This is a genomic window from Shinella granuli, from assembly GCF_004341885.1.
GTDB classification, from domain to species: domain Bacteria; phylum Pseudomonadota; class Alphaproteobacteria; order Rhizobiales; family Rhizobiaceae; genus Shinella; species Shinella granuli.
In genome coordinates, this window is the sequence record NZ_SLVX01000008.1 from 60,245 (window position 1) to 81,524 (window position 21,280).

Consider the following 21,280-nt stretch of genomic DNA (forward strand, 5'->3'; position numbering starts at 1 on the left):
GCATCCGTCCATGAGCCCGTTCTGCCTGACGGCATCTCCCGCTTGGATGGAAACCGTTGCCGTTCTCCCCTTCTCCCCCGCGGGGAGAAGGTGCCGGCAGGCGAATGAGGGGGATGGCGAAGGCGCAAAGGCTCTATTCGACCCTTCGGGCCACCTTCTCCCCGCGGGGGAGAAGGGAAGGAGGCAATGCTGAATTCCACATGCGACTGCCTGGCCCTCAGGGGGAGAAGGTTGGGCGCCCGCATTTCTGGCGCAGAGAGTGTCGCGGGTTAGCCCCTCCCCCTTGTTGGGAGGGGACTTCACGCCGGGCGATTGCCCTCCGGCCCGAGCGGCGGAAAGGTGAGTTCCACCACCGTGCCCCGTCCCGGTGCCGAGAGGATGCGGGCGTCGCCGCCGCTCTGGCGCACGAAGCCATAGACCACGGCAAGGCCGAGGCCGGCGCCGCCTTCCTCGTCGCGCGTGGTGAAATAGGGCTCGAAGGCCTTGTCGGCGGCTTCCGGCGACATGCCGATGCCCTCGTCCGCCACCGAAACCACGACACCCGCCCCGCCGCCGAGGCAGCGGATGAGGATCGTGCCGCCCGACGGCATGGCGGCGGCGGCGTTGAGGCAGAGGTTGAGGATGGATTGCTCGAACAGCGCCGCATCGAGCAGCACCGTCGGCAGGCCTTCGGCAATGTCGAAGACGAGCCGGCACTTCTCGCCGACGGCGATTTCCAGCACGTCCGCCATGCCGCGCAGCAGCGCGCCGATTTCCACCGCGCCCGGATGGATCGGCTGCTGGCTGCCGATGGAGAGCATGCTGCCGGCGAGCGAGCGGCCCCGGTCGGCGGCCTTGCGGATGCGGGCGAGATGCCGCTTCTGCCGGTCGTTGAAGCCGGTCTCGCGCTCCAGGAGACCGAGGCTGCCGGTGATGATGCCGATCATGTTGCCGACTTCGTGGCTCACCTGGTGCGTCATGCGCATGATGCCGTCGAGGCGCTGGATCTTGGCCGCCTCCGCCTCCTGCCGGTCGATATCGGTGACGTCGCGCGCGAGCAGCACGATGCCGCCGTCCGGCTGGCGCGACAGCGAGACCTCCGTCACCCGCCCTGCCGCGGAGCGATGGCGCAGCACGGAGCGATCTTCGAGCGCGCCCGCCTCGCTTTCGGCCGGCAGCAGCGCCGGGTCGATCTCGGGGATCGGGGCGACGAATTTGCGCACCGGCAGTTTGCGCGCCGAACCCGACCAGCCGACGAGCTCGATGACGCGGCGGTTCATGGTGATCGGCCTGCCGCGCGGATCGAAGAGCGCGATGCCCTCGTTCATGGTGCGGAAGGTCGAGCGGATGGTGCGCGCGGCGGCCTCGGCGGTGCGCCGCAGCCGCGAGACGCGCTCGACGCTCTCCCGGAAGGCGCGGAAGGCCTCCAGCAGCCGCACCAACTCGGTCTCCGTGCCGTCGTAGCGCGGGGCGTCGACGTCCTTGCGCCCTTCCGCCAGCGCGTTCATGCCGTTCGACAGCGCGACGATGCCGCGTGAGACGCGCATGACGGAGCGGATGGAGAAGATCGCCATGACGAGCACGAGCAGCGCGGCGAAGGCGACGATGACGAGCAGGCGGCTCAGCGCATCGGAGGTCGAGACGAGATCGTCGTTGAGGCTGCGGGCGACGGCCTCGCTCTGGGTCTCCGTGGCATGCGAGAGATCGCGCGAGACGGAATGCAGCCGTGAGACGGCGGCGCGGATGGCGAACATTTCGAGGAGGTAGCGCGTCTGCGCCTCGAAGACGCGTTCATAGGGCGCGAACTCGGCGGCGGAAATCCGCACGTCCGGCGCGGCGCGCTCGATGCGCGGCGCGGTTTCGGCAACATAGCGGCGGCGCAGTTCCCCGAGCTGGAACAGGCTGTCGGAATTGGAGGCCGACTGCACGATCGCATTCAGCCGCCGGCGGAAATCGGTGTCGGCGATGCCGCTGCCGGTGGCGATCTCGCCGAGCGCGGCGGCGGCCTCGGCCTTGTGCTGCTGGGCACTGTCCGCATCGCCGGCAAGGGCCATGGTCTGCGTGCGGATCGTCTCCAGGAGCTCGACGATGCGGGCGCTGGCAAAGCCCTTCACGGCTGCCGCCCCGCTCTCCGGCGCCATGGTGCGCAGCAGCGCGTCGACCTGCGCGACCACCGAGCGGCTTTCGCTGGAGACCCGGTAGGGCGAGGTGGCGTTCATCAGGAAGGGCGCGCTGGAGACGAGGTCGGAGACCTGGCGCGAGACGAGCGAGGCCTTGGCGAGGCTCGAAAAGGCCTGCAGGCCGTAGCTCGCCATCTCCTCGCGCGCCCGCTGCAGGCCGTAGATGGCGATGGTCGACAGGCTGAAGACGAGCACGCAGATGAAGACGATCGCAAACGGGAGGCGGAAGGCGATCGAGGAGAGGAAGGGGCGGCTGATCACGGCGAAGGCTCGCCGTCGTCGGTGTCGAGCACGTAGCCCTTGCCGCGCCGCGTCTTGATATGGCGCGGCAGATCCGGGTTGCGCTCGATCTTGCGGCGCAGGCGCAGCACCAGCACGTCGACATTGCGGTCGATGTAGCGGTCGCTCTCGGCGCCGAGCCGGTCGAGGATATGCGCGCGGCTGACCGGGATGGTCGGCGTCTCGGCGAGGATCTCGAGCAGGGCGAATTCGGCGCCGGTCAGCGACTTTCCGGGATCGGTGCGGCAGACGGCGCGGCGGTTCGCAAGGTCCACCGACCAGTCGCCGAGCTTCAGGGACGCCGGTTCGTGCTCGCGCTCGCTGTCCCGCTCGGGCTTCAGCGAGGGGATCGTGCGGCGCAGCACGGCCTTGATGCGCGCCGTCAGCTCGATCGGCTCGAAGGGCTTGACGACATAGTCGTCCGCCGCCGTCTCCAGCCCCAGCACCCGGTCCGCGGCGCTGCCCGCCGCCGTCACCATGACGATGCCGATATTGGTCTGCGCGCGCAGGCGCTGGGCGAACACCCTGCCGGAAATGCCGGGCAGGTTATGGTCGACGAGCACGAGATGCACGCTTTCGCGCGCCAGCACGCCCGCCGCCGCCTCCGCCGACGGCGCGGTCACCGGTACCCAACCCTCCGCCTCCACCAGGTCGGAGATGAGCTCCGCCATGTCCGGATCGTCCTCGACGATCAGAATCCGTATCCTCTCGTTCAGCACATGTCCTTCCTCCCGCGCCCATCATAGTGAGGCCGGGATGATTGTTCAAAGCGGCTCGCATTATGCGGCTTTGTCACATTTGTAACCTTTGTCATCTTTGAGAGGGCGGGCAGGCCGGCGCTGTAAGAACGGTAACCATTCTTCGATTGCGGTGCGCGGCGGATGTGCCATCCTGAACGCGGAGATTGGAATGTCCGCCGTTGCAGGCGGCGCGTTCCAAATGGGAGGAACATCGTGAGAGGCATCAGCGCTTTCGGCGCGGGCGCGGCCCTGTGGCTGGCGACCGCCACGGCCGGCATGACGGCCCCTTCGCTCACCGTCCTGTGCGGTGTGGACGAGGTGTGGTGCGCCGCCATGCAGAAGGCCTACGAGGCGAAGACGGGCCTTGAGATCGCGATGACGCGCATGAGCACCGGCGACATCCTCAACCAGATCCGCGCGGAAAAGGCAGCGCCCACCGTCGACGTCTGGTGGGGCGGCACGGGCGACACGCATCTGCAGGCCGGCTCGGAAAACCTGCTCGAACCCTACCAGCCGGCGCATGAGCGCGACATGCTGCCCTGGGCGCAGAACTTCTTCGCCATGTCCGGCGGACGCTCGGCCGGCATCTATGCCGGGGCGCTGGGCTTCGCCTACAATGCCGACCTGCTGCGGGCGGCAAAGCTGCCGGCGCCGACCTGCTGGAAGGACCTGACGGACATCGCCTATCGCGGCCGCATCCAGAGTGGCAATCCGAACTCCTCCGGCACCGCGTTCACGACACTCGCGACGCTCGTGCAGCTCTTCGGCGAGGAGGAGGCCTTCCGCTATCTCGCCGCGCTCAACCGCAACATCGAGCGCTACACGTCATCGGGCTCCGCGCCGGTCAAGGCCGCGGCGCGCGGCGAGGTGCTGATCGGCATTTCCTTCATGCACGATGCCGTCACGCAGAAGGAGGCGGGCTCCCCGCTCGTCATCGTCGCGCCCTGCGAGGGCACGGGCTACGAGATCGGCGCCGTCAGCATCGTCAAGGGCGCGCGCCATGTCGAGGAGGCGAAGCGCTTCGTCGATTTCGCGCTGAGCCCGGAGGGCCAGGCGACGGGCGCGGCGGCCGGCCAGAACCAGGTGCCCTCGAACGCCATGGCAAGCCTGCCGCTCGCCGCGCCCGACATCTCGCTGATCAAGATGGTGGATTACGACTTCGCCACCTTCGGCTCGCCGGAAGAACGAAGTCGGCTGCTCGAGCGGTTCGACGCGGTGCTCTCCGCGACGAACTGATCGAGGCCCGGAAGCAAACCCTATTCGACAATGCGCGAACGAGCCGCCGGCGGGCAGCCCGAAGGCCCCGCCATGCCCGTCCGCGCCAGCATTCAAACCAAGGCAACAGGAGGATGCCCCATGAAGACCAGAACCCTTTCCCTCATGCTTTTTGCCGGAACGGCGCTTGCCGCCCTGCCGGCTGCGGCGGCCGGCGAACTCAACCTCATCTGCTCGGCCGACGTCGTCATCTGCGAGCAGATGAAGGGCGATTTCGAGAAGGCGCACGGCGACATCAAGGTGAACATGGTGCGCCTGTCCTCGGGCGAGACCTATGCCAAGGTGCGCGCCGAGGCCCGCAACCCGAAGACCGACATCTGGTGGGCCGGCACGGGCGACCCGCATCTGCAGGCCGCTTCGGAGAACCTGACGCTGGAATACAAGTCGCCGAAGCTCGACGAACTGAACGACTGGGCGAAGAGCCAGGCCGAAAGCGCGGGCTACAAGACGGTCGGCGTCTATGCCGGCGCGCTCGGCTGGGGCTACAACACCGAGATCTTCAAGTCGAAGGGCTTCAAGGAGCCGGTCTGCTGGGCCGATCTCCTGGCGCCGGAACTGAAGGGCGAGATCCAGATCGCCAACCCGAATTCCTCCGGCACCGCCTATACGGCGCTCGCCTCCCTCGTGCAGATCATGGGCGAGGACCCGGCCTTCGACTACCTGAAGAAGCTCAACGACAACATCTCGCAATACACCAAGTCCGGCTCGGCGCCCGTCAAGGCGGCGGCGCGCGGCGAGACGGCGGTCGGCATCGTCTTCGTGCATGACGCGGTGGCGCAGACGGCCGAAGGCTTCCCGGTCAAGTCGATCACGCCCTGCGAGGGCACCGGCTACGAGATCGGCTCCATGTCGATCATCAAGGGCGCGCGCAACCTCGACAATGCCAAGATCTGGTACGACTGGGCGCTGACCGCGGAGGTCCAGTCGCGCATGAAGGATGCCAAGTCCTTCCAGTTGCCGTCGAACAAGAACGCGAAAATCCCGAAGGAAGCGCCGCGCTTCGAGGACATCAAGCTGATCGACTACGATTTCGCGACCTATGGCGAACCGGCCAAGCGCAAGGCGCTGCTGGAGCGCTGGGACCGCGAAGTCGGCGCGGCCGCCAACTGACGGCCTGATGGACGGCGCCCGTCTCCTCCGGGCGCCGTCTTCCCGAAACGACACACCATAGCGAGGTCGGCCATGAGACATGGCAATCGCAGGCTGGACGTGGTCCTGATCCTGGGCGTGGTCGCTTTGACCCTTCTGCCCTGGTACCGGATCGACGGCGGCTTCTACGGGTTCGGTTGGCTGGCCGGTTTCCCCCTTTCCACCGAGGCCGCGCCCGGCCTCGTGCAGATCGCCGCGCATGGCCGCCTGTGGCTTGCCGGCGTCGTTCTGCTGCTTCTCCTCGCCGGCGCGGCGCGCGGCATGACGGACCCGATGCGCCGCGGCGCCGCACTGGCGTGGGTGGGCGCGCTCGGCGTCCTCTTCCTGTCGCTGCAGGGTCTTGCCATCGGCTTTTCCGGCTGGACGTGGACGATCAGCGAAAGCCTGTTCGGCATGCTCCCGGACGGCCAGCCCGCAATGGGCGCCGGCGCCGTGCTCTCGGCCGTCGTCTTCGTGCTGCTCTTTTCCTTCGGCCTTGCCGAGCGCGGCGTCATGAAGGGCGATGCCTTCGTCATCAGCGCCATCTCGCTGCTCGTCTTCCTCGTCGCCGTCTTCGTCTTCTATCCGATCGGCAGCATGTTCACCGGCGCGGTGCAGGATTTCGACGGCTCGTTCAACCCGGACAATTTCATCCGCAACCTTCAGGATCCGAGCATCTGGAGCCTGAACTGCGTCATCGGTGCGGGGCGCTGCGGCGTTGCCTGGCGCACCCTGTGGCTCGCCATCATGACCGGTCTCGGCTCGACGCTGCTCGGGCTCGCCTTCGCGCTGGTCGCCACCCGCACGCGCTTTCCCTACAAGAAGGGCCTGCGCCTCCTCACCATCCTGCCGATCATCACGCCGCCCTTCGTCATCGGCCTGGCGCTGACGCTGCTCTTCGGCCGCGCGGGCGTCATCACGCAGGGGCTTTCCGAGCTTTTCGGCATCGAGCCGGGCCGCTGGCTCTACGGCCTCACCGGCATCTGGATCGCGCAGGTCCTTTCCTTCACGCCGATCGCCTTCCTCGTCCTGATCGGCGTCGTCGAGGGCGTCAGCCCGTCGATGGAGGAGGCCTCCACGACGCTGCGCGCCGACCGCTGGCGCACCTTCCGGCGCGTCTCGCTGCCGCTGATGAAGCCGGGCCTCGCCAATGCCTTCCTCATCGGCTTCATCGAGAGCATGGCCGATTTCGGCAACCCGCTGGTGCTCGGCGGCAGCCACGGCGTGCTCTCGACGGAGATCTTCTTCGCCGTCGTCGGTTCGCAGAACGATCCCTCGCGCGCCGCCGTGCTCGCCATGGTTCTGCTCGCCTTCACGCTCTCGGCCTTCCTCGCCCAGCGTTTATGGCTGTCCGGCAAGAACTTCGCCACCGTTACGGGCAAGGGCGACAGCGGGGCGCATATCGCGCTGCCGCGCGGCCTGTCGATCGGCGTGCATGCCATCGTCATCCCCTGGGGCCTCTTCACCCTGGTCGTCTACGGCATGATCCTCGTCGGCGGCTTCGTGAAGACCTGGGGCCTCGACAATTCGCTGACGCTCGACCACTACGCCAAGGCCTTCTCCATCAGCTTCGACAATGGCACTGCTTGGGGCATCGCCTGGACGGGCGTCGCCTGGAACTCGTTCTGGACGACGATGGAGATCGCGCTGATCTCCGCGCCGCTGACGGCCATCGTCGGCCTTTTGACGGCCTATATCATCGTGCGCCAGAAGTTTACCGGCAAGAACGTGTTCGAGTTCGCGCTGATGATGAGCTTCGCCATTCCCGGCACGGTCATCGGCGTCAGCTACATCATGGCCTTCAACCTGCCGCCGCTGGAAATGACCGGCTCGGCGCTGATCCTGATCGCCTGCTTCGTCTTCCGCAACATGCCGGTCGGCGTGCGCGGCGGGATTGCGGCGATGAGCCAGCTCGACAAGAGCCTGGACGAGGCCTCGCTGACGCTGCGCGCCGGCAGCTTCCGCACCATCCGCAAGGTCATCCTGCCGCTCCTGCGGCCCGCCATCACCGCCGCGCTCGTCTATTCCTTCGTGCGCGCCATCACCTCGATCAGCGCCGTCATCTTCCTCGTCAGCGCCGAATACAACATGGCGACCTCCTATATCGTCGGCCTCGTCGAAAACGGCGAATACGGCGTGGCGATCGCCTATTCCTCCATGCTGATCGTCGTGATGATCACCGTCATCACCGGCTTCCAGCTTCTCGTGGGCGAACGGCGCCTGCGCCGTGAAAACCGCGTCGCCGGCCTTGCCCCCTCTCGTCAGGAGAAAACCGCATGATCAACCAGAAAGCCGGCTCCGTCACGTTCGAGAACGTGAAGAAGGCCTTCGGCGCCTTCACCGCCATCCCCGACCTTTCGCTCACCATCGAGCCCGGCACGCTCGTCACCCTGCTCGGTCCCTCCGGCTGCGGCAAGACGACGACGCTGCGCATGCTCGCCGGGCTGGAACACCCGACGGCCGGGCGCATCCTCATCGGCGGCAAGGACGTCACCATGCTGCCGGCCAACGAGCGCGACGTTTCGATGGTCTTCCAGTCCTACGCGCTCTTCCCGCACATGAGCTCGCTCGACAATGTCGCCTACGGCCTCGAATCCTCCGGCCTCTCGCGCAAGGAGGCGCGGGAGCGGGCGGAGGAGGGGCTGGCGCTCGTCGGTCTTGCCGGTATGGGCGGGCGCCTGCCGGCCGAGCTTTCCGGCGGCCAGCAGCAGCGCGTCGCCGTCGCCCGTGCGCTGGTGCTGGAGCCGCAGGTGCTGCTGCTCGACGAACCGCTCTCCAACCTCGATGCGCGCCTGCGCCGCCGGGTGCGCACCGAGATCCGCGAGCTCCAGCAGCGCCTCGGCTTCACCGCCGTCTATGTCACCCACGACCAGGACGAGGCGCTCGCCGTCTCCGACCGGATCATCGTCATGAAGGACGGCGAGATCGCCCAGTCGGGCGCCCCGCGCGAGCTTTACGAGTTCCCGGCCTCCTCCTTCATCGCCGATTTCATGGGCGAGGCGAATGTCATCGCCTGCGAGGTCGTCGGCATTGACGGCACCGAGGCCGATATCCGCATCGGCAGCCTGAAGCACCGCGTACCCGCCGGCCGGGCGAGGCCCGGCGCCGCCAGCCTTGCCGTGCGCCCCGGCGCGGTGACGCTCGCCGAAGGCCGCGGGGAGGGGCTTGCCGGCCGCATCCTGCATTCGGCCTATCTCGGCGACCATGTCGAATACGAGGTGGAGACCGATGTCGGTACGCTCTTCATCGTCGACCATGCCGTCGACCGCATCCTGCCCGCCGCCTCCGACGCCACGCTCGGCTTCAAGAACCGCGGCATCGCCCTCATCAGCAACTGATACACCAAGGAAGAACAGCATGACGTCGCAAGAGACGGACCTCGACAGGCGCTTCGTCCTCGCCAAGGCCATCGCCCAGGAGGCGGGGGCCATGGCGCTCGATTATTTCAACCGCCGCGACAGCCTGGTGATCGAGACCAAGCGCGACCCGCAGGACGTCGTCTCCATCGCCGACCGCACCGTGGAGAAGCTGATCCGCGAGCGGGTCGAGGCGACGTTCGCCGGGGACGGCTTCCTCGGCGAGGAGTTCGGCCATACCGCGGGCAGCTCCGGCTATACCTGGGTCGTCGATCCCATCGACGGCACCGCGCCCTTCGTCAGCGGCATGCCGAACTGGTGCGTCTCGATCGCCGTGCTGCACGGGAACGAGCCGGTCATCGGCGTCATCGGCGCACCCTGCCACAACGAGCTCTATGCCGCCGCCGCCGGCAGGGGCGCCAAGCTCAACGGCAGGGTCCTGACGCTCGACCCCACCCGCAACGTGCGCAACGCCATGACCGGCATCGGCGCCAACAGCCATGTGGCGCCGGAAGTCATGGCCGACATCATCATCCGGCTGCTGCAGGCCGGCGGCACCTTCATCCGCAACGGCTCCGGCGCGCTGATGCTCGCCTATGTCGCGGCCGGCCGGCTCGTCGGCTATTACGAGCCCTACATGCACGCCTGGGATTGCCTTGCCGGCTATTGCCTCGTGAAGGAGGCCGGCGGCTGGCATCACCCCTTCCCGGTGGAGGGCGAACGGCTGACCAGGGGGGCACCGGTCGTCGCCGCCGGCCCGGGCGCCCGCGCCGACCTCGAAAGGCTGGCCGGGCTTGCCTAGCAGGCCGGTTTTGCGCGTCTATGCACGGCTGTGCAATATTGTGTTGACAAGTGCCGACCCTCAATGATTGACTGCACCCACTGACCGGCCGGGATGGGAGGAAACATTCCCGGTTTGGTCGAATTCGGTGCGGTGGCCGGCGGAAGCTGGTAGGGGAGGAAGCATTGCACGGCTTTGCGAAGACTGTTGAAAAAACGTGCCGCAACGCACAAGGCGGGCTCCATGGCCACGTCTGATGCGGCTGTAGCGCCGGCGCCCGTTGGCGGCGCGCGCTGGCGCTACAGATTGCGGCTGGCGCTACGCGAGCCGACGACGGTGATCGCCGTTCTGATGGCGGCGCTGTTTGCCTATCTCATCGTGGTGCCGATCCTGTCGATCCTTTCGGACGCGGCCACCGTGCAGTTCGGCGACGAGCGGCGCACGGCGGGCGAAACGGGCAGCGTCACCATCTACTATCTCTACCGCGCCTTCGCCTCGCCCGTCGCGCACGATCTCTTCTGGGAACCGCTCCTCAACACGCTGAAGGTGGCCTTCGGCGCCATCGCCATCTCGCTGTCGGTCGGCGGCGTGCTCGCCTGGCTGATCGCCCGCACCGACATGTTCGGCCGCCGCTGGTTCGCCACCGCCCTCATCGTGCCCTACATGCTGCCGGCCTGGACCTTCGCGCTCGCCTGGACGACGCTGTTCAAGAACCGCACCGTCGGCGGCCAGCCGGGCTGGTTCGAGGCGATCGGACTGTCGCCACCCGATTGGCTCGCCTATGGCCAGGTGCCGATCACCATCATCCTCGCGCTGCACTATACCCCCTTCGTCATCCTGCTGTTCGGCTCGGCGCTGCGCCGCTTCGACAGCCAGCTTGAGGACAGCGCGCGCATTCTCGGCGCGCCGGGCCGGGTGGTCGCGCTGCAGATCATCCTGCCGCTGATGCGCCCCGCGCTGCTGTCGGCGGTGCTGCTCATCTTCGCCAAATGCCTCGGCGAGTTCGGCGTGCCCTATGTGCTCGGCCTGCCGGTGAAGTTCGACGTGCTGGCGACCTCGCTCTACCGCTCCATCGGCTCGCGACAGACCGGCGTTGCGGGCGTGCTCGCCGGCGCCATCATGCTGATCGGCGTTCTGGCCATCATGATCGACGCGCATCTCGCCCGCGAGGCGCGCCGCTTCGTCACCGTCGGCTCCAAGGGCGCGATGAACCGGCTGTCGCGGCTGAAATCCTGGCGCTGGCCGGCCAGCGGCTTTGCCGCCGCCATCTTCATCGTCTCCGTCGGCATGCCGCTCCTGACGCTGGCGCTCTCGACGGTCATGCACCAGCCCGGCAGCTTCGCCCTGTCGAACTTCACGCTCGATTACTGGATCGGCCGGGACCTGCCGACGGTCGCCATGCGCACCGGCATCCTGCTCAGCCCCGATCTCTGGCAGGCGGCGTGGAACACGATCACGATCGTCGGCATCGCCTCGGTCTGCTCGGGCATCCTCGGCGTGCTCACCGGCTATGTCGTGGTGCGCACCACCATCCGGCCGCTGGCGATCTTCCTGCGACAGGTCACCTTCATGCCCTATCTGGTGCCCGGCATCGCCTTCGCAGCCGCCTATCTCTCGCTCTTCGCCGTGCAGCGCGGGCCGATCCCCGGCCTCTACGGCACGACGCTGATCCTCATCCTCGCCCTGATGGCGGACCAGATGCCCTATGCGTCCCGCGCCGGCATCTCGGCCATGATGCAGCTCGGCAAGGACCCGGAGGAGGCGGCGCAGATCGTCGGCGCCGGCTGGTTCCGCCGCATGACGTCCATCGTCATCCCGATCCAGAAGGGCTCGCTCGTCACCGGCATCCTGCTGCCCTTCATCTCGGGCATCAAGGGGCTCAGCCTCTTCGTCATCCTCGCCGTGCCCGCCACGGACGTGCTGACGACCTTCTCGCTGCGCCTCGTCGACTACAACTACACCCAGGCCGCCAATGCCGTGGTGCTGATCATCGCCGGCCTTGCCTATGGCGGCACGGTGCTCGCCCAGCGGATCACCCGCACCAACCTTGCCGAGGGACTTGGAAACTGATGCCCGATATCGTTCTCAGCAATGTGCAGAAATCCTACGGCGCCGGCTCGCCCAACGCGGTGAGCGACCTCGACCTTCACATCCACGACGGCGAGTTCATGTGCCTGCTCGGCCCATCCGGCTGCGGCAAGACGACGACGCTGCGCATGATCGCCGGGCTGGAGAACCTGACGGACGGCGAGATCGGCGTCGGCGAGAAGATCGTCGACAGTCCGGCACGCGGCGCCTTCATCGGCCCGGAAAAGCGCGGCATGGGCCTCGTCTTCCAGTCCTATGCGCTCTGGCCGCACCTCACCATCGAGCGCAACACGGACTTTGGCCTGCGCCTGCGCAAGGTGCCGAAGGCCGAGCGCGAGGCGCGTGTGACCGAGGTCATGAAGGCGCTGGACATCGAGAAGTACCGGCACCGCTACCCCTCGCAGCTCTCCGGCGGCCAGCAGCAGCGCGTGGCGCTCGCCCGCATGCTGGCGGTCAATCCCGGCGTGCTGCTGCTCGACGAGCCGCTTTCCAACCTCGACGCGCGCCTGAGGCTCGAAATGCGCGCCGAGCTGAAGCGCATCCATGCCGCCTTCGGCACCACCATCGTCTTCGTCACGCACGACCAGTGGGAGGCGATGACGCTCGCCACCTCCATCGCCGTCATGAACGAGGGCCGGCTGCAGCAGATCGGCACGCCCAACGACATCTACGACCGGCCGGCCAACCGCTTCGTCGCCGAATTCGTCGGCAGTCCGCCGATCAACATTCTCGAAACCGCGACCGGCCATGCGCTGGATCGCGCCGCATCGCATTGGCTCGCCGGTCGGCTCGGCGAGAGCGCGGGGGTCGGCTCGGTGGGCTTTCGGCCCGAAGCCCTGCAGATCGCGCGCTCGGAGGCTGCCGTTCCCGGCGACAGCTTCCGCCATGCGGCCGAAGTCACCGGCATCCTGCCGACCGGCGGAAGCTGGATCATCGAACTGAAGGTCGACGGCCGCGCCCTCTTCGCCACCACCACCGAATGCCCGGTGCTGAAGGGCGGCGAACGGGTCTTCGTCCATGCCCGGCCGACGGCCATGCACGTCTTCGACGCAGCGGGCCTGCGGCTTGCCGGCGCGGACGACACGCTGGCGCGCGCCGCCTGAACCGAAACGGAAACTGAAACCCGCGCCATCCGATGGGAAGAGACGGATGGGGCGAAGCTGGAGGAGGAAAACATGCGGAAATACGGTTTACTGGCAGGCGCCGCGCTGGCGCTATGCATGGCCGGCGGGGCGCTGGCGGAGGACTTCAACCTCGACGCGCTGGTCGAGGCGGCGAAGAAGGAGCCGCCGCTGTCGGTCTATGACAGCACCGGCAAGATCGTCGACATGGTCGAGGCGTTCAACGCCAAATACGGGCTGAAGGCGGAGGGCTCGAAATCCAAGGCCACCGCGCAGCTCGAAACGATCATCCGCGAATCCCAGAAGGGCAACATCCAGACGGACGTGTCCTTCATCTCCGACCCCTCGGCGGTGGTCGGCCAGCTGATGCCCGCCGGCTTCGTGGAGAACTGGGTGCCGCCGGATCTGGCCAAGGACATCTCGCCCGAGGCGCACGACCCGCTGCTCGTCGTGTCGAGCCCGAACTTCCTCGCCTACAACACCAAGCTCTACGACAAATGCCCGATCACCAATATCTGGCAGCTCACCGAGGCGGAGTGGAAGGGCAAGGTCGCCATGCAGGACCCGCTCGGCAAGCCGTCCTACACCGACTGGTTCAACCAGATGCGCAGCCGCATCGACGACAAGATCGCCGCCGCCTACGAGAAGCAGTACGGCAAGACGCTGGAAACCGACCTCGGCAGCGCGACCGAGGCCTTCGTCGCGGCGCTTGCCGCCAACGGCCCGCTGCTGACGGATTCCGATTCCGCCGCCGGCGAGGCCGTCGCCGCGCCCGGCCAGAGCGAGCCCTTCGTCGGCCTCGTCGCCTCGGCCAAGTTCCGCGACAATGCGGGCAAGGGCTTCTCGCTCGGCCTGTGCGCCGGGGTGGATCCGATCATCGGCTTCTCCAACCCGACGGTCGGCGTCATCGTCAAGGGCTCGGACAGCCCGAACACGGCAAAGCTCTTCGTCCACTATGCCATGACGGCCGAGGGCATCGCGCCGCAGGCCGAGGACGGCAAGCTGTCCAGCAACCGCACGGTCGGCCTGCCGGACGACGAGCCGTCGGGCATCGGCAAGCATCTCGATGCCCTGCTGAACTACGACCCCGCCACGGGCCTGGAAGACTGGGACAGCCGGCAGGACTGGCAGGATTTCTGGCGCGTCCACTACAAGCGCTGAGCGAAAGACGGGCGGGCCGTTCCCCGGCCCGCCTGCCGCCCTTGCGGCGGCAACGATGAGATGAAAACGAACAGGGCAGGAAAGACAGGGCACATGAGCATTGACGAGGGGGCGATCGACCGCCGGGAGGCCTTCCTGCACGCGCTTGTCCGCGAGGCGGCGGAGCTTGCCCGCGCCGGCTTTGCCCGGCAGACGGGGCAGGCGGTCAGCATGAAGGGCCCGCAGGACTACCTGACGGAGACCGACGGGCAGGTGGAAGACCATCTGCGCGCCCGGATATCGGAGGCATTCCCCGAGGACGGCTTCCTCGGCGAGGAGGGCGGCGGCGAGCCGGGCGCGCAGGCCTGGGTGGTCGATCCCATCGACGGCACGGCCAATTTCGCCCGGGCGATCCCGCATTTCTGCGTCGCCATCGCCTTCATCGCCAGGGGCGAGGTGCAGCTCGGCGCCATCGTCAACCCGGTGCTGGACGAGGTCCATTTCGCCCGCCTCGGCCGCGGGGCGCATCGCAACGGGACGCCGATCCGCGTTGCCGCCACGACCGACATCACCGCCACCTCCTTCGAGATGGGCTGGTCGAACCGCCGGCCGCTCGCCTGTTATATCGGCGCGCTCAACGCGCTGTTCGAGGCGGGCAGCAATGTCAGGCGCGGCGCCTGCGGGGCGCTGGGGCTCGCCTATGTTGCGGACGGGCGCAGCGACGGCTATGCGGAGCTGCACATGAATTCCTGGGATTGCCTTGCCGGCCTCCTCCTCGTGCGCGAGGCGGGCGGGGTGACGGGGCCGTTCCTGTCGCTCGGCGGGCTGACCGCCGGCGCGGCGGTGCTGGCCGCCGCGCCCGGCGTCGCCGCCACCCTGTCGGAGGCGACGGGCATTCCCCTTCTGACCGGGCCGGACCTTCTGGCCACGGCGCAAGAAGAGCATCGGAGAACCGCATGACCGACAAACCCACCCGCCACTACGATCGCCCGCCGATCAGCCGCGTCTACGAGAACCTGCCGGGCTTCGGCGTCGATCTCTTCGTCGGCGGCCGCGAGGGGGCGTCGGACGTGCCGCTGCTGCGCGAGAACGGCATTTCCACCGTGCTCAACTGCGCGGTCAATCTCGACTTCAACTATGTCGCGGCGCCCGACGAGGTCTCGCATGACAGCCGCGTCGGCTACGGACCGGCGCCCATCCGCTATTACAAGCTCGGCATCGTCGACGGCCCCGGCAATCCCGACACGATGTTCCTTGCGGGCTACTACCAGCTCCTCGGCGCGCTGCAGCAGGTCCTGCCGGAAAAGCCGAGCTACCCGATGCGCGAGCGCGGCAACGTGCTGGTCAACTGCCGGGCGGGGCGCTCGCGCTCGGTGATCCTCGCCGCGCTCTTGCTGCATTTGCAGATCCCCGGCGAGTTCCCGACGCTTGGCTCCGCCGTCGACCATGTGCGGGTGAAGCGCGAGCTGCGTCCCGACGAATGGCACGAGACGCCGAAGCCCATGCTGGTCGCCGCCGCCGAAAGCGCCGCCGGCTGGGTGCGCCTCGTCGAGGCCGACCGCGCCCGCGCCGCCGCCCTCGCAAGGGCCACCGCATGATCCGCATCGCCGTCATCGCCGATCCGCATGTGCATGACTGCGCCTGGATACCTGATGGTTCCGGCCTGCCCGGCGCCATCCGCAGCTTCACTGAAACCGCCGCCTCGACGCGTGTCTTCAACGAGAGCATCCCCGCTTTCCGCGCGGCGCTGGACCGCGTCGCCGAGGCCGGCGCAAGGATCGTGCTCCTCGTCGGCGATCTCACCGACGACGGCCAGCGGCCGAACATCCGCGCGGCGCTCGCCCTTGTTGAGGAGTACCGCCAGCGCCACGGCATCCGCGTGCTGATGACCCCCGGCAACCACGATTTCTACGCCCTGGCCGGCCGGCCGCAGGACAAGAGCTTCCTGATGGCCGACGGCACGCCGCTGCTCCTCAGAAGCGCCGATTGCCCGGAGGCGGCGACGCTCGGCACGGCGGAGGCGCTCGCCATGCTCTCCGGCCTCGGCTTCATGCCCGAGGCGGGCGACCTGCACTGGGAAAGCCCCTTCGGCACCGATCCGGCCTGGGAGGCCCGCAGCTACGAGGCGGTGAGCCCGGGCGGCGGCACGCGCTGCCGGATGATCGATTCCTCCTATCTCGTCGAGCCGGTGGAAGGCCTCTGGGTGCTCGCCATCGACGCCAATGTCTGCGTGCCGCGCGACGGGGCGGGCGACCTTGCCGATCCCGGAGAGTTCCACGATCCGACCGACGGCGGCTGGCGGGCCGTGCTCGCGCATCGTGCCCATCTCTTTTCCTGGATGGCGGATGTGGCAGCGCGGGCGAAGGCCAGGGGCAAGCGGCTCCTCGCCTTCTCGCACTATCCGGCGCTCGATCCGCTCGGCGGCGTGTCGAGCGAGGAGGTCGCGCTGTTCGGCGCCACCGGCCTTGCCCGCCGCGCGCCGACGGCCGCGGTGGCCGATGCCTTTGCCGCGACCGGCGTTCCCCTGCATTTCTCCGGCCATCTCCATGTCAACGACACGGCGCGGCACGAAACGGGCGCGGGGCGCTTCGTCAATATCGCGGTTCCCTCGCCGGTCGGCTACGGCCCGGGCCTGAAGATCGTCGACCTCTACGCCGATCGCAGCGAGATCCGCACGCTCTGCCTCCGGCAGGTGCCCGGCCACGACGCGGCCTTTGCGGCCTATCGCACCGAGGCGGCGCGGGAAGGGGCGGAAGAGCCCGCCGCGAGCTCAGCGCCCGACCACGGCACCTTCCTCAGCCGCCATCTCGTCAATCTCGTGCACGGGCGTTACCTCGCGCGCGAATGGCCGCGCGACATGGTGGAGTTCGTGCGTACGGCGACGGTCGCCGACCTTCTCGAAGCGCTCGAGCTCGCCGCCGCCGGCGCGCCGGCCTTCGGCCTGAATGAACTCGTCGAGGACTGGTATCGGCTGCGCAAGGCGGGCGAGCTCAGCCATGCGGACATCGCGCCCGACCGGCTGGCCTTCTACCGCGATCTTTGCGCAAGGGCGCCGCATATCGAGGGCGACGGCCTGCCGGCCCGCTTTTCCACGCTGCTGCGCATGATGCGCGCCTATCTCGACCGCCCGCCGAACCGGGATTTCGCCCTCAGCCTGCCCGACCTCGTCGTCCGGGCGCTTTAGAGTTTGTCAGGGAAAAGTGGGAACCGGTTTTCCCGAAGAGACAAACGAAAACAAAGAAACCTGGAATCTGTCAGGTCCGGAATGAACCTGACAGATTCTAGGGCCGCACGCTCTTGCGCCAGGCGACCTGCGTCGGCAGGCGCTTGGGCGGGGCAGGGTCGGCCTCGTCCTTCTCGATGATGGCGACGATATGGTCGGCGATCTCGCCGATCGGCTGGCGGAAGGTGGTGAGGTTGTAGCCGATCCAGCCGGCCTGCGGGATGTCGTCGAAGCCGACGACGCAGAGCGCCTCGGGAATGTCGAGGCGGAATTCCAGCCGCGCCACGTCCATGAAGCCGAGCGCCAGGAGGTCGGTGACGCAGAACACGCCGGCCGGCCGGCTGGAGGCGCCGAGCAGCTGGCGGGCGCCTTCCGCGCCGGTCGCGTAGCTGGTCGGCCCGGCCCGGCTGACCTGCGCTTCGAGGCCGAGCTCGGCGGCAGCGGCGACGAAGGATTGCTCGCGCGTCACGATGCTCGGCGTGCCCGCCGTCGAGCTGACCACGGCAAGGCGCCGGCAGCCGGCCCGGTGCAGCATGAGGCAGGCCTCGCGCGCCGCGCTCTCATTGTCCACCAGCACGATCTCCGGCCCCTCGATCGGGTCGTCGCGGTTGATGAGGATGACGCGCTGGCCGTTCTCGATGCAGGTCTCGATCAGCGAGACGGGCGGCGCGCCGGACACCACCACCGTGGCGTCGGCGCGGTAGTTCAGCGTCTGGCGCAGCGCCGCCTCGACATTGTCCGGCTGGCCGGCCGTGTTCAGCACCATCACCACCTTGCCGATCGCCTGCAGCTTGCGCGTGGTGACCTCCACCACATTGGAATGGAAGGGCGCCTGCAGCTCCGCCACGATCATGCAGACGATGCCGGACCGGTGGTGGATCAGCCCGCGCGCTAGGTGGTTGACGTGGTAGCCGAGCTTTTCCGCCGCCGCGAGCACCTTGGCGCGCGTCGCCGGCGAAACGCTGGCCCCGTCGGTGAAGGTGCGCGAGACGGCCGAACGCGAGACGCCCGCGAGCTCGGCCACGCGAATGGCGCTGACCGAGGCCTTTTTCGGCCTGGACCTGGATGTCGTCACGTCTTCCTGCCTCCGGATACGTTTGTGCATACTTGCGCATATTCTTTGCCCTGTGCAAAGCCGCAGCGTGATGAATTTCCCCGGAAAAGCGTGAAATCGCGGGATCGCACCGCCTTTCCCGCCATCGGTCTTGCGCGGGTTTTCGCACGGCTGTGCAAGGTGCACTGTATCGACCTCGCGCAGGCAAGGGAACTCGAAATCGTCTTTCGCGTTATGGCTGCATGACGGACCTGATCGACAGCGATGAACGGCGGGAAGGGGCGCTCTGGAGCGTTGCACGCGGCCAGTCGCCGGTCATCGGCACCGCCATTCACGACGGCCACCTGCTGCGCAGCGACCTTGCGGCACGCATGAAGCTCGACGCTGCCGGCCGGCTGCGCGAGGAGGACCCTTTCACCGCCGCCTTCATCGCGGATATGAACAACCGGATCGTCGTCCATCGCTCACGCTTCGAGGTGGACCTGAACCGGCCGCGCGACGGCGCCGTCTATCTGCGCCCGGAACAGGCCTGGGGCCTCGACATCTGGGTCGAACCGCCCGGCCACGAAGTGCTGGAGCGCCTGCTCGGCCAGCACGACGGCTACTATGCCATGCTGAAGGCCCTGCTTGCGGACATGGCGCGTGCCCATGGCCGCTTCGTCCTCCTCGACATGCACAGCTACAACCATCGCCGGGCCGGCCCCGACGGGCCGACGACCGCGCAGGCCGACGCACCCGACATCAATATCGGCACCTTCTCCATGGACAGGGCGTTCTGGGCGCCGGTGGTCGATGCCTTCATGGCCTGCCTGCGGGCGCAGCCTTTCCCCGGGCGGCAACTCGATGTCCGGGAAAACGTCGCCTTTGCCGGCAAGGGCGAGCAGACGCGCTTCGTCCACCAGCATTTCCCCGGCCGCGGCTGCGCCATCGCCGTGGAGTTCAAGAAGATCTTCATGGACGAATGGACGGGCGCGCCGGACCGGGAAGCGATTGCCGCCTTTCGCGCCGCCATCCGCGCCAGCCTGCCGGTGCTCGAAGGCGCTCTCCGGGCCATGCCCGGCGGGGACGGGCCATGAGCGGGCGTGCCCGCAAGGCGGTGGACCCGCTCGCTGCCGTCACCGAGGCACTGGAGCGCGGCCTTCCCGTCCGCCTCGACCTGCCGCGCCGCGGCCGGCTCCACCTCGATCGCCCGCTGCCGTTTCTCGCCGTGCATGTGAACCGGCGCTCGGCTCCTGCGGCCCGCGCAGCCACCATGGCCAATGCCGCCTATCTCCTGGCGGGCAACCTCTCCGACGCCGCGGCCATCGTGCGCCTCGTCGGCGAACGGATGCGCGAGGAATTCGGCGCCTTCCTCGTGCTCGATTTCGGTGAGCTCGCGCGCGACCAGCTCGCCGCGGACACGCCCTATCTCGCGCCCTTCGAGATCAGCGTCTCGGCCTCGCCCGATGTGGCGGCGGAGCGCGCGCAGTCGGCCTTCGTCGGCGCGGTGGAGAAGATCGACGGCCGCTACCGCGCGCCGCGCATCGCGCGGCCGACGCTTGCCGAGGATCCCCATGCGGGCCTTGCCCGGCGCCTGCCGGATATCCCGACACTCACCGTGCGCGTCGCGCCGATCTACCGGGTGCCGACCTCGCGCGCCGTCTATCCGGAACTGCAGGGCCGGCTGGTCGCCCGGCTGGTCGATGCCGGGCTGCGGGCCGCCGGCCAGTTCGCCCGCAGCGAGACGGCGCTGGCGCCCGCCACCCACCGGGCGCTCGGACGGCGCGTCTTCGTCGAGGCGGTGGCGCGCGCCGACCGCGCCATGGACGACATCGCCGCCAGCTTCGATTTCCTGCTCGCGGTGACGCCGATCAATGCCGACGCGGCCTTCGAAGCCTTCCGCGCGGCCGGCTGCGAGCGCGCGCCGACCTTTCTCTACCGCCCGCTCGCCATCGAAATCGCCGCGCGCAAGAAGGCGCTGTTCTCCATTGCCCTCGACCGGTTCGAGGATCCGGTGCTGGAGCGGCTCTACGGCGAGAAGCAGCAGGAACTGGACCTCCAGCTCTCCATGCTCGCCGCCCGCGAGGATGCCCGCTTCGTCGAGATGAGCCGGGCGCTCTACGGCTCCGTCGACGGCCGGCTGGCGAAGGTCGCCGTCGATATCCTGGAGGCGACCGCCAAGCCCGGTCGCAAGGCAGCCCCGCAGGAGGTGGACCATCGCTATGTCGAGCGGCGGGCGCGGGCGATGATCGATCGCTACAGCGCGCAGTTCTCCGCCTTCGCGCCGAGCGTCGAGGTGCGCAACGACCTTCCGCCGGGGCTGATGGTGTCGAGCGACCGGCTGCTGATCGCCCGCACCACGACGATGGCGCGCGAGCGGGTCGAGGCGCTGCTGAGCCACGAGGTCGGCGTGCATCTCTTGACCTATTGCAACGGCTCCGGCCACGGGCTGCGGCTCTTCCGGTCCGGCCTTGCCGGCTACGAGGGCGCGCAGGAGGGGCTGGCGGTGCTGGCGGAATATCTCGTCGGCGGCATGACGACGGCCCGCCTCCGGCTGATCGCCGCGCGGGTGGTCGCCTGCGCCGCCATGCTGGGCGGGGCCGGTTTCGTGGAGACCTACCGGCTGCTGGCGAGCGAGCATGGCTTTACCCCGCCCGCCGCCTTCAACATCGCGCTTCGCCTCCACCGCGGCGGCGGCCTTGCCAAGGATGCGGTCTATCTGCGCGGCCTGCTGGAAATCCTCGCGCATCTGCGCGGCGGCGGCGATCTCGAACCGTTCTGGCTCGGCAAGATCGCGGCCCGCCATTTCGCCGTCATGCAGGAGCTCAGCCTGCGCGGCCTGCTCAAGGCGCCCCGCCTGACACCGCAATTCATGACCGCCAAGGGCGCGGACGAGCGCCTTGCCCGGCTGCGTGCCGGTCTTTCACCCCTCGATCTCATCGCCTGAGGAGGCTCTC

Annotated in this window: 16 protein-coding genes; 13 read left to right on the forward strand and 3 right to left on the reverse strand. The window is 68.3% G+C overall.

The features are described 5' to 3' along the window. Positions 1–299: 299 nt before the first annotated feature. On the reverse strand, positions 300–2,420 hold the full coding sequence (locus EV665_RS14750; RefSeq protein WP_133034643.1) for an ATP-binding protein: 2,121 nt from the start codon (positions 2,418–2,420) through the stop codon (positions 300–302). Beyond that, a complete protein-coding gene (locus EV665_RS14755; RefSeq protein WP_133034644.1) occupies positions 2,417–3,157 on the reverse strand; it encodes a response regulator in 741 nt (246 codons plus the stop codon). The genes EV665_RS14750 and EV665_RS14755 overlap by 4 nt, the downstream gene beginning before the upstream one ends. A 234-nt stretch (positions 3,158–3,391) precedes the next feature. On the opposite strand from EV665_RS14755, the gene EV665_RS14760 reads away from it, so the two are divergent. The 11 genes from EV665_RS14760 (at position 3,392) to EV665_RS14810 (ending at position 17,251) form a co-directional block, all read left to right on the forward strand. After that, on the forward strand, positions 3,392–4,414 hold the full coding sequence (locus EV665_RS14760; protein ID WP_064333541.1) for an ABC transporter substrate-binding protein: 1,023 nt from the start codon (positions 3,392–3,394) through the stop codon (positions 4,412–4,414). Between the two features lie 120 nt (positions 4,415–4,534). Beyond that, positions 4,535–5,563, forward strand: a complete 1,029-nt coding sequence (locus tag EV665_RS14765; RefSeq protein ID WP_133034646.1) for an ABC transporter substrate-binding protein — start codon at positions 4,535–4,537, stop codon at positions 5,561–5,563. Between the two features lie 72 nt (positions 5,564–5,635). After that, the gene (locus tag EV665_RS14770) at positions 5,636–7,861 is read left to right on the forward strand and encodes an ABC transporter permease (RefSeq protein WP_133034647.1); all 2,226 of its coding nucleotides are present in this window, start codon (positions 5,636–5,638) and stop codon (positions 7,859–7,861) included. Continuing rightward, the gene (locus EV665_RS14775) at positions 7,858–8,919 is read left to right on the forward strand and encodes an ABC transporter ATP-binding protein (RefSeq protein WP_064333538.1); all 1,062 of its coding nucleotides are present in this window, start codon (positions 7,858–7,860) and stop codon (positions 8,917–8,919) included. Before EV665_RS14770 ends, EV665_RS14775 begins: the two co-directional genes overlap by 4 nt. Positions 8,920–8,938: 19 nt before the next feature. Further along, positions 8,939–9,739, forward strand: coding sequence for an inositol monophosphatase family protein (locus EV665_RS14780; RefSeq protein ID WP_133034648.1), 801 nt, complete (start codon positions 8,939–8,941; stop codon positions 9,737–9,739). A 222-nt stretch (positions 9,740–9,961) separates the two neighbouring features. Beyond that, positions 9,962–11,788, forward strand: a complete 1,827-nt coding sequence (locus EV665_RS14785) for an ABC transporter permease (RefSeq protein WP_133034649.1) — start codon at positions 9,962–9,964, stop codon at positions 11,786–11,788. Beyond that, on the forward strand, positions 11,788–12,909 hold the full coding sequence (locus EV665_RS14790; RefSeq protein WP_133034650.1) for an ABC transporter ATP-binding protein: 1,122 nt from the start codon (positions 11,788–11,790) through the stop codon (positions 12,907–12,909). The genes EV665_RS14785 and EV665_RS14790 overlap by 1 nt, the downstream gene beginning before the upstream one ends. Before the next feature lie 72 nt (positions 12,910–12,981). Next, entirely contained in the window at positions 12,982–14,088 is a 1,107-nt protein-coding gene (locus tag EV665_RS14795) for an ABC transporter substrate-binding protein (protein ID WP_133034651.1), read from the forward strand. A 93-nt stretch (positions 14,089–14,181) separates the two neighbouring features. Then, complete coding sequence (locus EV665_RS14800) at positions 14,182–15,027, forward strand: inositol monophosphatase family protein (protein ID WP_133034652.1); 846 nt, start codon at positions 14,182–14,184, stop codon at positions 15,025–15,027. After that, the gene (locus tag EV665_RS14805; RefSeq protein WP_133034653.1) at positions 15,024–15,665 is read left to right on the forward strand and encodes a dual specificity protein phosphatase family protein; all 642 of its coding nucleotides are present in this window, start codon (positions 15,024–15,026) and stop codon (positions 15,663–15,665) included. The genes EV665_RS14800 and EV665_RS14805 overlap by 4 nt, the downstream gene beginning before the upstream one ends. Further along, positions 15,662–17,251 carry a metallophosphoesterase family protein gene (locus EV665_RS14810; RefSeq protein WP_162853065.1) on the forward strand — a complete coding sequence of 530 codons (1,590 nt, stop codon included), beginning with the start codon at positions 15,662–15,664 and terminating at the stop codon, positions 17,249–17,251. The genes EV665_RS14805 and EV665_RS14810 overlap by 4 nt, the downstream gene beginning before the upstream one ends. Before the next feature lie 97 nt (positions 17,252–17,348). Here EV665_RS14810 and EV665_RS14815 read toward each other — a convergent pair whose 3' ends face one another. After that, positions 17,349–18,395 carry a LacI family DNA-binding transcriptional regulator gene (locus EV665_RS14815; RefSeq protein ID WP_133034655.1) on the reverse strand — a complete coding sequence of 349 codons (1,047 nt, stop codon included), beginning with the start codon at positions 18,393–18,395 and terminating at the stop codon, positions 17,349–17,351. 191 nt (positions 18,396–18,586) lie between these two features. Here EV665_RS14815 and EV665_RS14820 point away from each other — a divergent pair, with 191 nt between their 5' ends. Beyond that, positions 18,587–19,420 (forward strand): N-formylglutamate amidohydrolase, encoded by an 834-nt coding sequence (locus tag EV665_RS14820; RefSeq protein ID WP_133034656.1) that lies wholly within the window; start codon positions 18,587–18,589, stop codon positions 19,418–19,420. Beyond that, positions 19,417–21,270 (forward strand): flavohemoglobin expression-modulating QEGLA motif protein, encoded by a 1,854-nt coding sequence (locus EV665_RS14825; protein ID WP_133034657.1) that lies wholly within the window; start codon positions 19,417–19,419, stop codon positions 21,268–21,270. The genes EV665_RS14820 and EV665_RS14825 overlap by 4 nt, the downstream gene beginning before the upstream one ends. Positions 21,271–21,280: the final 10 nt, after the last annotated feature.